Source organism: Limimaricola cinnabarinus (genome assembly GCF_002723615.1).
GTDB classification, from domain to species: Bacteria; Pseudomonadota; Alphaproteobacteria; order Rhodobacterales; family Rhodobacteraceae; genus Limimaricola; species Limimaricola cinnabarinus_B.
This window is the reverse complement of sequence record NZ_KZ304953.1, coordinates 118,953-135,502: the sequence shown is the minus strand read 5'-3', so window position 1 is coordinate 135,502 and position 16,550 is coordinate 118,953. Positions and strand designations below refer to the sequence as shown.

At 69.3% G+C, this 16,550-nt stretch carries 15 protein-coding genes; 13 read left to right on the top strand and 2 right to left on the bottom strand.

Going from position 1 to position 16,550, the window contains the following annotated elements; all coding sequences use genetic code 11:
* Positions 1 to 52: 52 nt before the first annotated feature.
* From CJ301_RS05255 to murJ, 3 genes are read left to right on the top strand one after another with little or no spacing between them, the layout of a single operon-like run.
* Complete coding sequence (locus tag CJ301_RS05255) at positions 53 to 1,237, top strand: penicillin-binding protein activator (RefSeq protein ID WP_173812328.1); 1,185 nt, start codon at positions 53 to 55, stop codon at positions 1,235 to 1,237.
* Positions 1,197 to 4,016 (top strand): [protein-PII] uridylyltransferase, encoded by a 2,820-nt coding sequence (locus tag CJ301_RS05250; RefSeq protein ID WP_437438407.1) that lies wholly within the window; start codon positions 1,197 to 1,199, stop codon positions 4,014 to 4,016. Before CJ301_RS05255 ends, CJ301_RS05250 begins: the two co-directional genes overlap by 41 nt.
* Positions 4,013 to 5,599: a murein biosynthesis integral membrane protein MurJ gene (gene murJ, locus CJ301_RS05245; protein ID WP_099275005.1), complete on the top strand. Its 1,587-nt coding sequence runs from the start codon at positions 4,013 to 4,015 to the stop codon at positions 5,597 to 5,599. The genes CJ301_RS05250 and murJ overlap by 4 nt, the downstream gene beginning before the upstream one ends.
* On the opposite strand, the gene CJ301_RS05240 is transcribed toward murJ, so the two are convergent.
* The gene (locus tag CJ301_RS05240; RefSeq protein ID WP_254050077.1) at positions 5,596 to 6,261 is read right to left on the bottom strand and encodes a rhomboid family intramembrane serine protease; all 666 of its coding nucleotides are present in this window, start codon (positions 6,259 to 6,261) and stop codon (positions 5,596 to 5,598) included. The genes murJ and CJ301_RS05240 overlap by 4 nt on opposite strands.
* Before the next feature lie 124 nt (positions 6,262 to 6,385).
* On the opposite strand from CJ301_RS05240, the gene trpS reads away from it, so the two are divergent.
* Complete coding sequence (gene trpS / locus CJ301_RS05235; RefSeq protein ID WP_099275001.1) at positions 6,386 to 7,402, top strand: tryptophan--tRNA ligase; 1,017 nt, start codon at positions 6,386 to 6,388, stop codon at positions 7,400 to 7,402.
* A 170-nt stretch (positions 7,403 to 7,572) separates the two neighbouring features.
* On the opposite strand, the gene CJ301_RS05230 is transcribed toward trpS, so the two are convergent.
* Positions 7,573 to 8,124, bottom strand: coding sequence for a L,D-transpeptidase (locus CJ301_RS05230; protein ID WP_099274999.1), 552 nt, complete (start codon positions 8,122 to 8,124; stop codon positions 7,573 to 7,575).
* 245 nt (positions 8,125 to 8,369) lie between these two features.
* On the opposite strand from CJ301_RS05230, the gene CJ301_RS05225 reads away from it, so the two are divergent.
* The 9 genes from CJ301_RS05225 to CJ301_RS05185 all read left to right on the top strand — a co-directional run bounded on the left by CJ301_RS05225 (position 8,370) and on the right by CJ301_RS05185 (position 16,548).
* Positions 8,370 to 9,233: a branched-chain amino acid aminotransferase gene (locus CJ301_RS05225; RefSeq protein ID WP_099274997.1), complete on the top strand. Its 864-nt coding sequence runs from the start codon at positions 8,370 to 8,372 to the stop codon at positions 9,231 to 9,233.
* A 1-nt stretch (position 9,234) separates the two neighbouring features.
* Positions 9,235 to 10,446 carry a hypothetical protein gene (locus CJ301_RS05220; protein ID WP_099274995.1) on the top strand — a complete coding sequence of 404 codons (1,212 nt, stop codon included), beginning with the start codon at positions 9,235 to 9,237 and terminating at the stop codon, positions 10,444 to 10,446.
* A 9-nt stretch (positions 10,447 to 10,455) separates the two neighbouring features.
* A complete protein-coding gene (locus tag CJ301_RS05215) occupies positions 10,456 to 10,911 on the top strand; it encodes a universal stress protein (RefSeq protein ID WP_099274993.1) in 456 nt (151 codons plus the stop codon).
* A gap of 82 nt (positions 10,912 to 10,993) precedes the next feature.
* Positions 10,994 to 11,566 (top strand): NifU family protein, encoded by a 573-nt coding sequence (locus tag CJ301_RS05210; protein WP_099274991.1) that lies wholly within the window; start codon positions 10,994 to 10,996, stop codon positions 11,564 to 11,566.
* On the top strand, positions 11,566 to 12,144 hold the full coding sequence (tsaB, locus tag CJ301_RS05205) for a tRNA (adenosine(37)-N6)-threonylcarbamoyltransferase complex dimerization subunit type 1 TsaB (protein ID WP_099274988.1): 579 nt from the start codon (positions 11,566 to 11,568) through the stop codon (positions 12,142 to 12,144). Before CJ301_RS05210 ends, tsaB begins: the two co-directional genes overlap by 1 nt.
* Positions 12,141 to 12,617: a GNAT family N-acetyltransferase gene (locus tag CJ301_RS05200; RefSeq protein WP_099274986.1), complete on the top strand. Its 477-nt coding sequence runs from the start codon at positions 12,141 to 12,143 to the stop codon at positions 12,615 to 12,617. The genes tsaB and CJ301_RS05200 overlap by 4 nt, the downstream gene beginning before the upstream one ends.
* Positions 12,618 to 12,751: 134 nt before the next feature.
* Positions 12,752 to 13,747, top strand: a complete 996-nt coding sequence (locus tag CJ301_RS05195; RefSeq protein WP_099274984.1) for a BMP family lipoprotein — start codon at positions 12,752 to 12,754, stop codon at positions 13,745 to 13,747.
* A gap of 76 nt (positions 13,748 to 13,823) precedes the next feature.
* A complete protein-coding gene (locus CJ301_RS05190; RefSeq protein WP_099274982.1) occupies positions 13,824 to 15,425 on the top strand; it encodes an ABC transporter ATP-binding protein in 1,602 nt (533 codons plus the stop codon).
* 1 nt (position 15,426) lies between these two features.
* The gene (locus tag CJ301_RS05185) at positions 15,427 to 16,548 is read left to right on the top strand and encodes an ABC transporter permease (protein ID WP_099274980.1); all 1,122 of its coding nucleotides are present in this window, start codon (positions 15,427 to 15,429) and stop codon (positions 16,546 to 16,548) included.
* The last annotated feature ends 2 nt before the right edge of the window (positions 16,549 to 16,550 follow it).

Sequence of the window (16,550 nt, the reverse complement as noted above, 5' to 3'; positions counted from 1 at the left end):
TTATGATTGGTTGCGAACCTGCCCCGCGCTTGTGCCGGAGAAAGTGATGCCCATGATCGCCCGTTTGACGCAGCCCCGCAAGGCCGCGGCCCGACTTCTCGCCCTGTTCTCGATGCTCTGGCTCGCCGCCTGCCAGCCCATGGTCGCGTCGGGCCCGGTCTCCGAGGCCCAGCGCGTCACCCCCGGCGCGCCCGTCAAGGTGGCGCTTCTGGTGCCCGCGGGCTCGAATGCGGGCGCCGATCAGCTGCTCGCCACCAATCTCGAGAACGCCGCCCGGCTTGCGATCGCCGATCTGGGCGATGTCGAGATCGACATGACCGTCTATCCGACCGCCGGCAATCCGACCCGCGCCGCGCAGGCCGCCAGCACCGCCGTCGCCGAGGGCGCGCAGATCATCCTCGGGCCGCTCTACGCCGAGGCCGCCAACGCCGCCGGCGTCGCCGCGGCCGATGCGGGCGTCAACGTGCTGGCCTTCTCGAACAACCCGACCATCGCGGGCGGCAATGTCTTCATCCTCGGGCCGACCTTCTCCAACACCGCGACGCGGCTGGTGCAATATGGCCGCGCCAACGGCATCGACCGCTACGTCGTGGCCTATGGCAACGATTTGCAGGGCGCGATCGGCCGCGATGCGATCGTCAACGCCGTCAACAGCTCCGGCGGGGCCGTCGCCGGCACCCAGGCCTATGAGCTGAGCCAGGCGGGCGTGCAATCGGCCGCGCCGCGCGTGGCAGAGACGGTGCGCGGCACCGGCGCCACCGGCGTCTTCACCACGGCGGGCGTCAACGCCGACCTGCCGATCCTCGCCACCGCGCTCAACGAGGCCGGGATCACGCCGCAGCAGGCGCGGATGATGGGTCTGACCCGCTGGGACGCGGCGCCGCAGGCGCTGGCGCTGCCGGGGCTGCAGAACGGCCTCTTCGCCGTGCCCGACACCGCCCGCAGCCGCGCCTTCGAGCAGCGCTATGCGGCCACCTACGGCGCGCAGCCGCACCCGCTGGCGGGCCTTGCCTATGACGGCATCGCCGCCATCGGCGCGCTGGCCGCCACCGGACGGGCCGACGCGCTGACCCGCAATGCGCTGGTCCAGAGCCAGGGCTTCAAGGGCACTTCGGGCATCTTCCGCCTGCTCTCCAACGGCACCAACCAGCGCGGCCTGGCGGTCGCCACGATCCGCAACAACCAGGTGGTTATCCTTGACGCTGCTCCCACAAGCTTCGGCCGCGCCGGTTTCTAGGACCGCGCCTCACGAAAAGCCCGACACGACCGACGCGCCGGAGGATCTGATCCTTCCGGCGCGCGACATTTTCGACGCCGAGGCCGTGGCCGAGGCGCTGCGCGCGGCGCGCGCGGAGGCAGCCGACCCGATGGCCACGAGGCGCGCCGTCGTCGCCGTCCTGTCGCAGGCCCGCCGCGCGGGACGCGACGCCATCGCCCGCGGCTTTGCCACCAGGCCCTTCGCCGCCCGCCCGGTGACCCGCGCCCATGCCTGGCTCACCGACCGGATCGTCACCACCTGCTTCGACATGGCCCGCGAGATGCACCCGCTGCACAACCCGACCGAGGGCGAGCGGCTTTCGCTCATGGCCGTGGGCGGCTATGGGCGCGGCGAGATGGCGCCGCATTCCGACGTGGACCTCCTGTTTCTCACGCCGTGGAAGATCACCCCCTGGGCCGAGAGCGTCATCGAATCGATGCTCTACATGCTGTGGGACCTCAAGCTGAAGGTCGGCCATGCGAGCCGCACCGTGAAGGACTGCCTGCGCCTGGCGAAGGAGGATTTCACGATCCGCACCTCGCTGATCGAATGCCGCCGCCTTGCCGGGGACACGGCGCTCGCCGCCAGCCTGCGCGAGCGGCTCTGGGCCGAGCTGTTTTCCTCCACCGCGCCCGAATTCATCGCCGCCAAGCTGGCCGAGCGCGATGCGCGCCACCTCAAGCAGGGCGGGCAGCGCTACGTGGTCGAGCCCAACGTCAAGGAGGGCAAGGGCGGGCTGAGGGACCTGCAATCGCTCTACTGGATCGGCAAATACGTCTACGGCGTGCAGGATGCGGCCGAGCTGGTGGAGCATGGCGTCTTCACCGAGGAGGAATACGCCGAATTCGTGCGGGCCGAGGATTTCCTCTGGGCGGTGCGCTGCCACCTGCATCTCGTCACCAACCGGGCGATGGACCAGCTCACCTTCGATCTGCAGGTCGAGCTGGCCGAGCGGATGGGCTATCTCGATGGCGGCGGGCGGCGCGCGGTCGAGCATTTCATGCAGGACTATTTCCGCCACGCCACCCGCGTGGGCGAGCTGACGCGCATCTTCCTGACCGCGCAGGAGGCCACGCATCTGAAATCCGAGCCGGTGCTGACGCGGCTTCTGGCGCGGCGCAAACGCGCCCGCCCGCCCTACCGCATCGTGCACAACCGGCTCGACGTGGCCGACGAGGCGGCCTTCCTCGCCGATCCGGTGAACCTGCTTCGGATCTTCGACGAAAGCCTGCGCACCGGCCATCTGCTGCACCCGGACGCGATGCGGCTCATTGCCGCCAATCTGCACCTGATCGACGCGCGGCTGCGCGAGGACCGCGAGGCCAATCGCATCTTCCTCGACCTGATGGTCAAGCGCGGCAACCCCGAGCGCGCGCTCAGGCGGATGAACGAGCTGGGCGTTCTGGCGGCCTTCCTGCCCGAATTCGCGCCGATCGTCGCGATGATGCAGTTCAACATGTATCACCACTACACGGTCGACGAGCACACCATCCAGTGCATCTCCACCCTCGCGCAGATCGAGCGCGAGGAACTGATCGAGGAGCTGCCCGTGGCCTCCTCGATCCTCAAGGCCGGGGTGAACCGCCGGGTGCTCTATGTCGCGCTGCTCCTGCACGACATCGGCAAGGGCCGCGACGAGGATCATTCGGTGCTGGGCGCGCAGATCGCGCGCCGGGTCGCCCCGCGGCTCGGGCTGGGCCGCAAGGACAGCGAGACGGTCGAGTGGCTGGTGCGCCATCACCTGCTGATGTCGGACATGGCGCAAAAGCGCGACATCTCCGAGCCGCGCACCGTGCGCGGCTTTGCCCGCGCGGTAAAGACCAAGGAGCGGCTCGACCTTCTGTGCGTGCTCACCGTCTGCGACATCCGCGGCGTCGGCCCCGGCACCTGGAACAACTGGAAGGCGATGCTGCTGCGCAGCCTCTACACCGCCACCGAGGAGGCGCTCGCCACCGGGCTCGAGGATCTCAACCGCGGCGCGCGCGAGGCCGAGGCCAAGAAGGCGCTGCGCGCGGCGCTGGCGGACTGGCCGCAGCCGGAGCGGCGGGCCGAGATCAACCGGCATTACGGCCCCTACTGGCAGGGCCTGCCGCTCGACAGCCACGTGACCTTCGCGCATCTGCTGCGGGGCCTCGGGGCGGACGAGATCCGCATCGATCTCATGCCCGACGCCGACCGCGACGCGACGCGGGCGAGCTTTGCCACCACCGATCATCCGGGGCTGTTCTCGCGGCTCACCGGCGCGCTGGCGCTGGTGGGGGCCAATATCGTCGATGCGCGCACCTATACCGCCAAGGACGGGCTCTGCACCGCCGTCTTCTGGATCCAGGACGCCGAGGGCCACCCCTACGAGGAAAGCCGCCTGCCCCGGCTCGAACAGATGATCGGCAAGACGCTACGCGGAGAGGTGGTGACGCGCGACGCGATCAAGGACCGCGACAAGATCCGCAAGCGCGAGCGCGCCTTCCGCGTGCCGACCTCGATCGCCTTCGACAACGAGGGCTCGGAGATCTTCACCATCATCGAGGTCGACACCCGCGACCGGCCCGGCCTCCTGTTCGACCTGACCCGCACGCTGGCCGCGGCAAACGTCTATATTTCCTCCGCCGTCATCGCGACCTATGGGGAGCAGGCGGTCGATACCTTCTACGTCAAGGACATGTTCGGATTGAAATACCATTCTGAGACCAAGCAGCGCGCGCTCGAGCGCCGGCTGCGCGAAGCGATCGAAGCGGGCGCGCGGAGGGCCGTGTCTTGAAGCCCATCCGCCTCGTGCAGGGCTTTCTCACCGTCGGCATCTGGACCCTGCTCTCCCGCGTCTTCGGCTTCGCGCGCGACATCATGATCGCGGGCTATCTGGGCGCGGGCCCGGTGGCCGAGGCCTTCCTCGTGGCCTTCTCCCTGCCCAACATGTTCCGCCGCTTCTTTGCCGAGGGCGCGTTCAACATGGCCTTCGTGCCGATGTTCTCCAAGAAGGTCGAGGCGGACGAGGATCCCGAGCGCTTCGCGCAGGAGGCCTTCGCGGGCATGGCCTTCCTGCTCACCCTCTTCACCGTGATCGGCATCCTTGCCATGCCCGCACTGGTCTTTGCCATGGCCTCGGGCTTTGCCGAGGACGAGCGCTTCGATCTTGCGGTGGAATATGGCCGTCTGGCCTTTCCCTACATCCTGTTCATCTCGCTCGCCGCGCTGGTCTCGGGCGTGCTCAACGCCACAGGCCGCTTCATGGCCGCCGCCGCGGCGCCGGTGCTGCTCAACGTCATCTTCATCGCCGCCGTGCTGGTCGGCGCGGCCTTGGGGCGCGATCCCTCCGAAAGCCTCGGGCTGGGGCTCGACCATGCGCTGGGGCTGCGCGTCGGCGATACGCTGGCCGCGGCGGTGCCGTTGGCGGGGCTGGCGCAGCTCGCCCTCGTCTGGATCGCCGCGAAGCGCGCGGGCTTTCACCTGCGCCTCACCCGGCCCCGCATGACGCCCGAGTTGAAGAAGCTCGCCGCCATCGCCGCGCCCGCAGCCCTCGCGGGCGGCGTGGTGCAGATCAACCTGCTGGTGGGCCGGCAGGTGGCGAGCTTCTTCGAAGGGGCCGTGGCCTGGCTCAACTATGCCGACCGGCTCTACCAGCTGCCCCTCGGCGTGGTCGGCATCGCCGTGGGCGTGGTGCTCCTGCCGGACCTGTCGCGCCGCCTGCGCGCGGGCGACGAGGCGGGCGGGCGCGATGCCTTCAACCGCGCCGCCGAGATGAGCCTCGCGCTCACCATCCCCGCCGCCGTGGCGCTCGTGGTGATCCCCGTGCCGCTGGTCTCGGTGCTGTTCGAGCGCGGCGCCTTCACCACCGACGACACCATGGCCACCGCGCTCACCGTGGCGGTCTACGGCCTCGGCCTGCCCGCCTTCGTGCTGCAAAAGGCGCTGCAGCCGCTGTTCTTCGCGCGCGAGGACACCAGGAGCCCGTTTCGCTACGCGCTCGTGGCGATGCTGGTCAACGCGGTGGTGGCGATCGGGCTTGCCCCGGTGATCGGCTTCATCGCCGCAGCGCTGGGCACGACGCTGGCGGGCTGGGCCATGGTCTGGCTGTTGTGGCGCGGCTCGCGCGCCATGGGGGCGGCGGCCGAATGGGACGACCGCTTCCGCCGCCGGCTGTGGCGGATCTGCGGCGCCTCGGCGCTGATGGGCGTGGTGCTTTTCGGCGGCGCGGCGCTGCTCGGCCCGTTCCTTGCCACGCCCATGATCCGCTACGCGGCGCTGGCGCTGCTCGTGGCGATCGGCATGGCGGCCTATTTCGGCTTCGGCCAGCTTCTGGGCGCGTTCCGGCTGGCCGAGTTCCGCCGCGCGGTGCGGCGCTAGCGCGTTCGCATCCGCGCCAGAAAGCCGCGCGCGCCACCCGGCGCCAGAAGCGGCGACAGCGCGATCCCGGCGATGAAACCGGCGGCGTCGGCCACCCATGCGGGGTCGGCGCCGAACATCAGGCCGAACACCAGCTGCAGCCCCAGCAGCACCCCGATCAGCCGGAAGGCGGCGAGCCGATTGGCGCCGTTGCGCCCCAGCTGCAGCCACATCAGGTAGGTGAAGGCGCCGATCAGCCCGTAGACTGCCGGGTAGGCGCCGATCAGCGGATAATTGGTCGAGACAAACATCCCGAAGGCCAGCGCCCCCGCCAGCGTCGTCGCCAGCAAGAGCAGGCCGAGCGCCAGCGGGTGCAGCACCTCGCCCACGAACTTGCCCAGCGCCAGAAGGAGCGCCACGGCAAAGAGCGCATGGGTCAGGCTCATATGCACGAAGGGGTAGCTCAGCAGCCGCGAGGCGAGGCCCCAGTCCCAGCGCATGGCAAGCCGGTCGAACACGGCGGGCGAAAAGCCGAAGCCCTCGATCGCGCCGATGCGCCAGCCGATCGCCTGCGGCCCGCCGACGAGCCCGGTGGCGCCGAGCGACAGCGCCGCCTCGACCCCCGCCATGACCAGCGCCAGCACCACGATCAGCGGCGGCAGCGTGCCGAAGGGTCCCTCCATCGGGGCGTGGTTCGGATCGGGTCTCGGATAATATCCCTGCGGTCGCATCTTCGCCCCTTCGGTTGACCTCGACAGGGGGCATGGCTAATCGGAATGCCACCCGGTTTCCAGCAGGACACGCGCCATGACCGACACCACCTTCGCCCCCCGCGTCTTTTCGGGCATCAAACCCTCGGGCGGGCTGACGCTCGGCAACTATCTGGGGGCCATCAAGCGCTTCGTCGAGATGCAGGGTGGCGATTTCGAGACGATCTTCTGCGTGATGGACCTGCACGCCATCACCGTCTGGCAGGACCCCGAGGAGCTCAAGCGCGCCACGCGCGAAGTGGCGGCGGGCTATCTCGCCTCGGGCATCGACCCCGAAAAGTCGATCCTGTTCAACCAGTCCCGCGTCGCGGCCCATGCCGAGCTGGGCTGGCTGTTCAGCTGCGTGGCGCGCATGGGCTGGATGAACCGGATGACCCAGTTCAAGGAAAAGGCCGGCAAGAACGCCGAAAAGCAGAGCCTCGGGCTCTACGCCTACCCCTCCCTGATGGCCGCCGACATCCTCGCCTACCACGCCACCCACGTGCCCGTGGGCGAGGACCAGAAGCAGCATGTGGAGCTGACGCGCGACATCGCGGCCAAGTTCAACCATGACTACGGCACCGAGTTCTTCCCGCTCACCACCCCGGTGATCGAGGGCCCGGCGATGCGGGTGATGAACCTGCGCGACGGCACCAAGAAGATGTCCAAGTCCGGCGAATCGGACATGGAGCGGATCAACATGATCGACGATGCCGACGCCATCGCCAAGAAGTTCAAGAAGGCGCGCACCGACCCCGCGCCGCTGCCCGAGAGCCTCGATGAGCTGAAGGATCGCCCGGAGGCGAAGAACCTCGTGGACATCTATGCCGGCCTGTCGGGGGTGAGCGCGGAACAGGTGATCGCCGAGTATGGCGGCGCAGGCTGGGGCCAGTTCAAACCGGCGCTCGCCGATCTCGCGGTGGAAAAGCTGGCGCCGATCTCCTCGGAGATGGCGCGGCTGATGGACGACCCGGCCGAGATCGACCGGATCATGGCGAAGGGTGCCGAGCGCGCCCGCGCCATCGCCGATCCGATCGTGGCGAAGACTTCCGAGATCATGGGCCTCATCCGCTGAAGCCCGGCGGAGGGGCCTTGCGCGGCCCCTCCGGTTCATCTTTCCACAAATACGCAAACCCGGCATCGGCGGCGGGACGCAGCTGCGGCCTCTCGCGCGCCACGACCCTTCGGCATGCGTATTTGAAGAAAGATGAAAGGGAAGCGATGCGCTCCCCTTTCAGCGCCATCTCAGATCAGCCGCACCTGCGTGCCGACCTCGACCAGCCCGTAGAGCCTGGCGATGTGCTCGTTGTAGAGACCGATGCAGCCATCCGAGGAGGGCCGGCCGATCTTGCGGGTGTCGTGGGTGCCGTGGATGCGGTAATACTGCCAGCTCAGATAGAGCGCATGGGTGCCGAGCGGGTTCTCGGGCCCGGCGGGCACGACCCGCGGCAGCGAGGGATCGCGCTCGCGCATCGAGGGCGTCGGCGTCCAGGTCGGCCCCTCGATCTTGCGGATCACCTCGGTGTAGCCGAGCTTGGTCAGCTCCGGGCTGACCGGCACCGACGAGGGGTAGAGCCGGTAGGTCTCTCCGTCGCCGCCCCAGTAATGCACCGCCCGCGCGCTCGTGTCGGCGACGATGACGCCGACGCCCAGCGCGTCGAAATGATCGCGCCAGTCGATCTTCTGCAGCGCCGAGACGTTGCGCTGCACCGCGCCGGTGGCGGCGATGGCGGGGGCCGCGAGCGTCACGAGACCGGCGGTGGCCGTGGCGATGAAGGCACGTCGGGACTGTGTCATGCAAACTCCTTGCCTGTTTTGCCTCTCCTTCCGCGTCCGGGGCGCGAGGATCAACTCACGACGACGCGAGCCGGGGCATCGCCGCCGCGCATTGTTGCAACGATGCCGTGCCGGGCAAGCCGCGCGGCGCGCTCGATCCGAGGCGCGGCGGCAACGTCCGGACGCCCCGTGGCCCGCGCGGCCCCGAGGCCTCTCGACCGCTTCGTGCCGCTGGCCTAGCCTGCGAGCCAAAGCGGAGGACAGGCATGGCGACGGGCACCGATATCCGGACCTATCACGACGGGCGCTGGCACGAGGGGGACATCGCGGTGATCCGCGCCTCGGACCACGGCGCATGGCTCGGCACCACGGTGTTCGACGGGGCGCGCTACGCGCATGGGCTGACGCCCGATCTCGACAAGCACTGCGCCCGCACCAATGCCTCGGCAAAGGCGCTGATGATCACCCCCACCGTCTCGGCGCAGGAGATGGTCGACATCGTCCGCGAAGGGCTCGCCGCCTGCCCGAAGGATGCGGCGATCTACATCCGGCCGATGTACTGGGCGCTCGATGGCGGCCCCTTGGGCATCCTGCCCGAGCAGGGGCCGACCGGCTTCGCCATCGCGCTCGAAGCGATCCCGATGGCCCCGCCGGAGGCCGCGACGACGCTGACCACCACCCGCTTCCGCCGCCCCGTGATGGAGGATGCGGTGGTCAACGCCAAGGCGGGCTGCCTCTACCCCAACAATGCGCGCATGATCGCCGAGGCCCGCGCCAAGGGCTTCGGCAACGCGCTGGTGGCCGACGCGCTCGGCAATGTCGCCGAAAGCGCCAGCTCCAACGTCTTCATCGTGAAGGATGGCGAGGTCTTCACGCCGGTGCCCAACGGCACCTTCCTCGCGGGCATCACCCGCGCGCGCCACATCGCCAACCTGCGAGCCGACGGGGTAAGGGTGCATGAGGTGACGATGTCCTTCGAGGACGTGCACGCCGCCGACGAGGTCTTCTTGTCGGGCAACATGCACAAGGTCACCCCGGTCACCGCCTTCGACGAGACCCGCTACGAGATCGGCCCGGTGACGAAGCGGGTGCGCGAGATGTACTGGGACTGGGCGGCGACGGCGGGCTGAAATGCGGCTCTGGCGCCTTCTCGACCGGCTGCTGGCGGTCCTGCCGCTGGGGCTGACGGCGCTGGCGCTGGCGCTGCTGCTGTCGCAGAATCCCTTTGCCGCGCCCTATCTGGAGCGCGGCACCGAAGCCGTGGCGCTGGAGCTGCGCGCGGCGCTGGCACGCGAGGTGACGCCGGACTGGTACGTGGCCGGAATGGACCGCGCGCTTCTGGCCGAGGATCTCGACGCGATGCGCATGATCGCGGCCACCGGCGCGCGGCACGGCATCGCGCCCTCGCCCGCGCTTCTGGGCCGGATGCAGGCGCTGGAGGCGCGCGAGACCGGGGCGCTGGCCGCGGCGCGCGATTGCGCGGTCTGCGCCGCCGACATCACCGCCTGCCCGCGCGTGGCGCTTCTTGCGATGTGCGGCGTCACGGTGGAGATGACGCCCTTGGGCGATCTCAACGCGCTGCGCCGCGCGGGCCAGGCCGCGATCGCGGGCGAGGAGATCGACCGGATCGAGGTGGCGCTGGCGGGCGTGGGCCTCGGCGCGACCGGGCTGGTGCTGGCCTCCGGCGGGACCAGCGCCACCGTGAAGGTCGGCGCCACCGCGCTCAGGCTGGCGCGCAGGATGGGCAAGGTCAGCGAAGGCTTCGCCGCCGAGCTGCGCCGGCTCTCGGATGTGGGCTTTCGCCCCGACAGGCTCGACGATCTGGCGCTGGGCCGGGTCGGCATCGACGAGGTGGCGGATGCCGCGAAGCTCGCTCGGGTGGGCGAGCTGGCCTCCGATCTGGGCCATGTCGCGGCCAAGACCTCCCTGACCGACGCGGTGCTGATGCTGGAGCATGTCGATGATGCCGCCGATGCGCGCCGTCTGGCGCGGCTGTCGGATGCCGCCGGGCCCGAGACCCGCGCCACGCTCGACATTCTCGGCAAGGGCCGCGCCTTTCGGGCGCTGGTGCGGCTGTCGGATCTCGCCATCGGGGCGGCGGCGCTGGTCTGGCTGCTGGCCGGGCAGCTGCTGATCCTCGTGGGTGAGCGCATCGGCCGCCTGCTGTTGGCGCTGTTGCGCGCCCCGCTGCGCGCGCAGGCCCGCGCCGCGGTGCCCCCCGCCCCCGCCTCGCTGCGCGCCGAGCCGCCGCTGACCCGGCCGCAGCCGCGGCTGCGCCCCGACCCGCCCCTGCGCCGCCCCGTTGTGCCGCACCCCGTCCTGAGCCAGACTGCGGCCGAATAGGAAGACCCCATGCGCAAGTTCCTCGTGATCCTCGACGACACCCGTGAATGTCTCAACGCCATGCGCTTTGCCGCGATGCGTGCGGGCAAGACCGGCGGCGGCGTCACCATCCTGTCGGTGATCCCGCCCGACGAGTTCAACCACTGGGTCGGGGTGGGCGAGATCATGCGCGCCGAGGCGCGCGAGCGGATCGAGGTGCATTTCGAGGTCTTCGCCAAGTGGATGCGCGACCGCCAGAACGTCCACCCCACCCTCGTGATCCGCGAGGGCGAGACCGTGCCCGAGATTCTCGCCCAGATCCGCGAGGACGAGGAGATCGGCATCCTGGTGCTCGGCGCGGGCGCCGACCGCAAGGGGCCGGGCCCGCTGGTGAGCCAGCTGACGCGCGAGGCGGGCAGCCTGCCCGTGCCGATCACCATCGTGCCGGGCGACATCTCCAAGGAGCGGCTCGAGGCGATCACCTGACCGTTCATTTAGAACCGTTCCAAATCTTGACTTCGGGCCGGTCAGGGCGCATATCGGGAGCCTGAAACGAAAGGTGGTCCCGATGTTCATCCAGACCGAATCCACGCCGAACCCCGCGACGCTGAAGTTCCTGCCGGGGCAGACCGTGCTCGAGATGGGCACGGCCGATTTTCCCTCCGAGGAGGCCGCGCAGGCCAGCCCGCTGGCGCGCCGCATCTTTTCGACCGGCGGCGTGGCGGGCGTGTTCCTCGGCTCGGACTTCGTCACCGTGACCAAGACCGACGCCGTCGAGTGGGACCACATCAAGCCCGCCGTGCTGGGCGCGGTGATGGAGCATTTCCAGTCCGGCGCCCCGGCGATCGACGACGGCACGCCGAGCAGCGCGACCGCGGGCGGACATGCCGAGCACACCGGCGAGGACGGCGCGATCGTCGAGCAGATCAAGGAGCTGCTCGACACCCGCGTGCGCCCGGCTGTGGCGCAGGATGGCGGCGACATCACCTTCCACGGCTTCGACCGCGGCGTGGTCTACCTGCACATGCAGGGGGCCTGCGCGGGTTGCCCCTCCTCGACCCTGACGCTCAAGATGGGCATCGAGAACCTGCTGCGCCACTACATCCCCGAGGTGGTCGAGGTGCGGCCGGTCGCGGCCTGATGACACCGCTTCTGGCGATCGACACATCGGCCGCGCATTGCGCGGCCGCTCTGCGTCTTGAGGGGCGGACCGTCGCCCGCATCGAGCCGATGGCCAAGGGGCAGGCCGAGCGGCTGATGCCCTTTCTCGAAGAGCTTCTGGCCGCCGAGGGCCTTGGTTTCAAGGACCTCGCGGCGATAGGCGTCGGCTGCGGCCCCGGCAATTTCACCGGGCTCAGGATCGGCGTCTCGGCCGCGCGCGGCCTGGCGCTGGGCTTGGGCATCCCGGCGGTCGGCGTCACCGGCTTCGAGGCGGCGGGGCTGGGCCATCCGCGCCCCGTCACCATCGCCCTGCCCGCCCCGCGCGATCATCTCTGGCTGCAGCGCCTGACCGAAACCGGCGCCGAGCCGCCCCGCCTTGCCCCCGCCTCCGAGGCGGGAGAGGTGCCACACGCCCCCGATGCGGAGACGCTGGTGCGCGCCATCGCCGAGATCGCCCAAGGCCGGGCGACGACGCCGCAGCCGCGCCCGGCGCCGCTCTATGTCCGCCCCGCCGATGCCGCGCCGCCGCGCGATCCCGCGCCCGTGCTGATCGGATGACCGCGCCCGCGGCATTGGCCCTGACCCATGCCGCGGCCTTTCGCGGCGAACGGGGCTGGAGCGCGGAGGAATTCGAAGGGCTGCTCTCGGCCCCCGGAACGATCCTTTCGGGCGATGCGACGAGCTTCGTTCTGGGCCGGGTGACGCTCGACGAGGCCGAGATCCTGACCTTGGCGACCCATCCCGATCACCTCCGCTTGGGCCATGCCGGGCGCGCGCTCGCGGCCTTTCATGCCGCCGCCCATGCGGCGGGCGCGCGCATGGCCTTTCTCGAGGTGGCCGAGGATAATACGGCGGCCCGCGCGCTCTATGCCGCATGGGGCTATGCGCAGGCCGGGCGCAGGCCGGGCTACTACGCCCGCCAGGGGCGCGCGCCGGTGGCGGCGCTGATCCTCACGCGCGCATTATCGGGCCGCGATGCCCCCGGCCCGGACGCCGATCCGGAGGCTACGCAGCGTCAGACGGCGCGGTGACTTGGCGCAAATCAAGGAAAAATCAGTTGACCCCCGAGGCCCTGACAAGGCCTTATCCTGCCATGAGCCGGCGCGTGACCGGCAGGCGCGGCGTGATCCCTCACCCCGCGTCGTGACCTGACAGGGAGCTATTGATGACCCATCTCGCGAAATTCCTCGGCGCGACCGCAGCCCTCGCCCTCTCGGCGGGCGCCGCCCTGGCCGACCCGGCGCTGATCTACGATCTGGGCGGCAAGTTCGACAAGTCGTTCAACGAGAGCGCGCATAACGGCGCGACCCGCTGGGCCGAGGAAACCGGCAATTCCTACGCCGAGGTCGAGCTGCAGTCCGACGCCCAGCGCGAGCAGGCGCTGCGCCGCTTCGCCGAGGCCGGCAACAACCCGATCGTCACCGTCGGCTTCTCCTTCATGACGCCGCTCGAAGAGATCGCCACCGATTATCCCGACACCAAGTTCGTGATCATCGACGGCGTGGTCGATCAGCCCAATGTCCGCTCGGTGATCTTCAACGAGCACGAGGGCTCCTACCTCGTCGGCCAGATGGCGGCGATGGCTTCCGAGACCGGCACCGTCGGCTTCATCGGCGGCATGGACATCCCGCTCATTCGCAAGTTCGCCTGCGGCTATGCCCAGGGCGCGCAGGCGGTGAACCCCGACATCACCGTTCTGTCGAACATGACCGGCACCACCCCCGCCGCCTGGAACGACCCGGTGAAGGGCTCGGAGCTGACCCAGGCGCAGATCTCCCAGGGCGCGGACGTGATCTATGCCGCCGCGGGCGGCACCGGCATCGGCGTGCTGCAGACCGCCGCCGACCAGGACATCCTGTCGATCGGCGTCGACAGCAACCAGAACTACCTGCAGCCGGGCAAGGTGCTGACCTCGATGGTCAAGCGGGTCGACAACGCGGTCTATGACGCCTTCGAGGCGGGCACCGACATCGAGACCGGCATCAACGTCATGGGCGTGAACAACGAGGGCGTGGGCATCGCCGTCGACGAGCACAACGAGGCGCTGGTGACCGAGGAGATGACCGCCGCGGTCGAGGACGCCAAGGCCAAGATCGCCTCGGGCGAGATCGAGGTGCATGATTACATGAGCGACGAAGGCTGCCCCTCGCTCGATTTCTGATCGCCCCGCAAAGCATGACACGAGGGGCCGCGCCGCAAAGCGCGGCCCCGTTTCGCAGTTGAGGACCGGACATCCCATGACCGACCAGACCCCCGCGATCGAGCTCAAGGACATCTCCAAGGCCTTCGGCCCCGTGCAGGCCAACAAGGACATCTCGATCCGGGTGATGCCGGGCACGATCCACGGCATCATCGGCGAGAACGGCGCCGGCAAATCGACGCTGATGTCGATCCTCTACGGCTTCTACCGCGCCGATTCCGGCGAGGTCTTCATCAATGGCAAGCGCACCGAGATCCCCGACAGCCAGGCCGCGATCCGCGCCGGCATCGGCATGGTGTTCCAGCATTTCAAGCTGGTGCAGAACTTCACCGTGCTCGAAAACGTCGTTCTGGGCGCCGAGGATGGCCGCATGCTGCGCCCCTCTCTCGCCAAGGCGCGGCGCGAGCTGAAGGATCTCGCCGCCGAATACGAGCTCAACATCGACCCCGATGCGCGGATCGAGGATATCGGCGTCGGCATGCAGCAGAGGGTCGAGATCCTCAAGGCGCTCTACCGGCAGGCCGACATCCTCATTCTCGACGAGCCCACCGGCGTGCTGACGCCGGCCGAGGCCGACCACCTGTTTCGCATCCTGCGCGGCCTGCGCGACCAGGGAAAGACGATCATCCTGATCACCCACAAGCTGCGCGAGATCATGGAAAGCACCGACACGGTGAGCGTGATGCGGCGCGGCGAGATGACCGCCACCGTCAAGACCGCCGAGACCTCGCCGCCCGAACTGGCCGAGCTGATGGTCGGGCGCAAGGTGCTGTTGCAGGTCGAAAAGCCCCCCGCCACCCCCGGCAAGACGATCCTCGAGGTCGAGAACCTGACGGTGGTCGACAGCAAGGGCGTGGAGCGGCTGCGCGGCATCGGGCTGGAAATTCGCGCGGGCGAGATCCTCGGCGTCGCGGGGGTCGCGGGCAACGGCCAGTCCGAGCTGCTCGAGGTCCTGGGCGGCTACCGCAAGGCCAAGGGCAGCATCCGCCTCAACGGCACGGAGATCGACCTGTCCGGCTCGAAATCCGACGCGCGCACCCGGCGCCAAAACGGCATCGCCCACGTCCCCGAGGACCGGCACCACGAGGGGCTCATCCTCGATTTCGCCGCCTGGGAGAACGTGGCCTTCGGCTATCACGACCGGCCCGAATTCAACAAAGGCGTCTTCATGGACAACGCGGCCATCAAGGCCGACGCCGCCGCGAAGATGGAGCGCTTCGATGTGCGCCCGCCCAACCCCAACCTCGCCGCCAAGAACTTTTCGGGCGGCAACCAGCAGAAGATCGTGGTCGCGCGCGAGATCGAGCGCAATCCCGACCTGCTGCTGATCGGCCAGCCGACGCGCGGCGTCGATATCGGCGCGATCGAGTTCATCCACGAGCAGATCGTGGCGCTGCGCGACGCGGGCAAGGCGGTGCTGCTGGTCTCGGTCGAGCTCGACGAGATCATGTCGCTGTCCGACCGCATCGCGGTGATGTTCGACGGCAAGATCATGGGCGAGCGCCTGCCGTCCGAGACCGACGAGCGCGAGCTGGGCCTTCTGATGGCGGGCATCACCGATACCGACAAACCCCATAGCGAGGCCGAGATCGAGGCCAACCTTGCCAAGACGCGCGCCAGCGTCGCGAAGGAGGCCTGAGATGCAGAAGATGCCGCAATGGGCGGATGTGGTGCTGATCCCGCTGATCAGCCTGCTTCTCGCCGCCATTCTCTCGGCGCTGGTGATCCTCGCCATCGGCGAGAACCCCTGGGCCGCGCTCAAGCTGATGGTCGATGGCTCGATGGGCTCGACCTATGCCTGGGGCTACACGCTCTACTACGCGACCAACTTCATCTTCACCGGCCTTGCCGTGGCGATCGCCATCCATGCGCGGCTGTTCAACATCGGCGGCGAGGGCCAGGCGATGCTGGGCGGCTTGGGCGTGGCGCTGATCGCGCTCTACATCCCCTGGCCGCACTGGACGCTGGCGCTTTTGGGCGGCGCGGTGGGCGCGGCGCTGTTCGGGGCGGCCTGGGCGCTGATCCCGGCCTGGCTTCAGGCCAAGCGCGGCAGCCATATCGTGATCACCACGATCATGTTCAACTTCATCGCCGCGGCGCTGCTGAACTACCTGCTGATCGGCGCGCTCAAGCCTTCGGGCTCGATGGAGCCCGCCACCGGCCGCTTCCCCGAGGCGACGCATCTGCCGACCTTCCAGGACATGTTCTCGACCGCCGAGACCGCGCTGTTTCGCGGCGCGCCGGTGAACGTGTCGTTCTTCGTGGCGCTGATCGCCTGCGTCGCGGTCTGGGCGCTGATCTGGCGCACCCGGCTGGGCTACGAGATCCGCGCCTTCGGCCAGTCGGAATCGGCGGCGAAATACGCGGGCATCTCGCCCACCCGGATCATCGTGGTCACCATGCTGATTTCCGGCGGGCTCGCGGGGATGATGGCGATCAACAACGTCATGGGCGAAGCCGAGCGGCTGGTCCTGAACGCGGTCGAGGGCGCGGGCTTCATCGGCATCGCCGTGGCGCTGATGGGGCGCAGCCACCCCTTCGGCGTGCTGCTCGCGGCGCTGCTCTTCGGCTTTCTCTACCAGGGCGGCGCCGAGCTGGCGCTGTGGACCTCGATCCCGCGCGAGCTGATCGTGGTGATCCAGGCCCTCGTGATCCTCTTCACCGGTGCGCTCGACAACATGGTCCGCATGCCGCTGGAGGCGATGTTCCTGAGGCTTAGGCCCGCGCCGAAGCCCGCCCGCAAGACCGAACCGGCGGAGTGAGC

Excerpts from the sequence above, each read along its gene's own strand:
- CJ301_RS05210 (WP_099274991.1), top strand. The coding sequence starts at position 10,994 with ATGTTCATCCAGACCGAATCCACGCCGAACCCCGCGACGCTGAAGTTC.
- CJ301_RS05190 (WP_099274982.1), top strand. The coding sequence starts at position 13,824 with ATGACCGACCAGACCCCCGCGATCGAGCTCAAGGACATCTCCAAGGCC.
- CJ301_RS05200 (WP_099274986.1), top strand. The coding sequence starts at position 12,141 with ATGACCGCGCCCGCGGCATTGGCCCTGACCCATGCCGCGGCCTTTCGC.
- CJ301_RS05195 (WP_099274984.1), top strand. The coding sequence starts at position 12,752 with ATGACCCATCTCGCGAAATTCCTCGGCGCGACCGCAGCCCTCGCCCTC.
- CJ301_RS05225 (WP_099274997.1), top strand. The coding sequence starts at position 8,370 with ATGGCGACGGGCACCGATATCCGGACCTATCACGACGGGCGCTGGCAC.
- CJ301_RS05240 (WP_254050077.1), bottom strand. The coding sequence starts at position 6,261 with ATGGAGGGACCCTTCGGCACGCTGCCGCCGCTGATCGTGGTGCTGGCG.
- CJ301_RS05185 (WP_099274980.1), top strand. The coding sequence starts at position 15,427 with ATGCAGAAGATGCCGCAATGGGCGGATGTGGTGCTGATCCCGCTGATC.
- trpS (WP_099275001.1), top strand. The coding sequence starts at position 6,386 with ATGACCGACACCACCTTCGCCCCCCGCGTCTTTTCGGGCATCAAACCC.
- CJ301_RS05215 (WP_099274993.1), top strand. The coding sequence starts at position 10,456 with ATGCGCAAGTTCCTCGTGATCCTCGACGACACCCGTGAATGTCTCAAC.
- CJ301_RS05220 (WP_099274995.1), top strand. The coding sequence starts at position 9,235 with ATGCGGCTCTGGCGCCTTCTCGACCGGCTGCTGGCGGTCCTGCCGCTG.
- CJ301_RS05230 (WP_099274999.1), bottom strand. The coding sequence starts at position 8,124 with ATGACACAGTCCCGACGTGCCTTCATCGCCACGGCCACCGCCGGTCTC.
- CJ301_RS05255 (WP_173812328.1), top strand. The coding sequence starts at position 53 with ATGATCGCCCGTTTGACGCAGCCCCGCAAGGCCGCGGCCCGACTTCTC.
- tsaB (WP_099274988.1), top strand. The coding sequence starts at position 11,566 with ATGACACCGCTTCTGGCGATCGACACATCGGCCGCGCATTGCGCGGCC.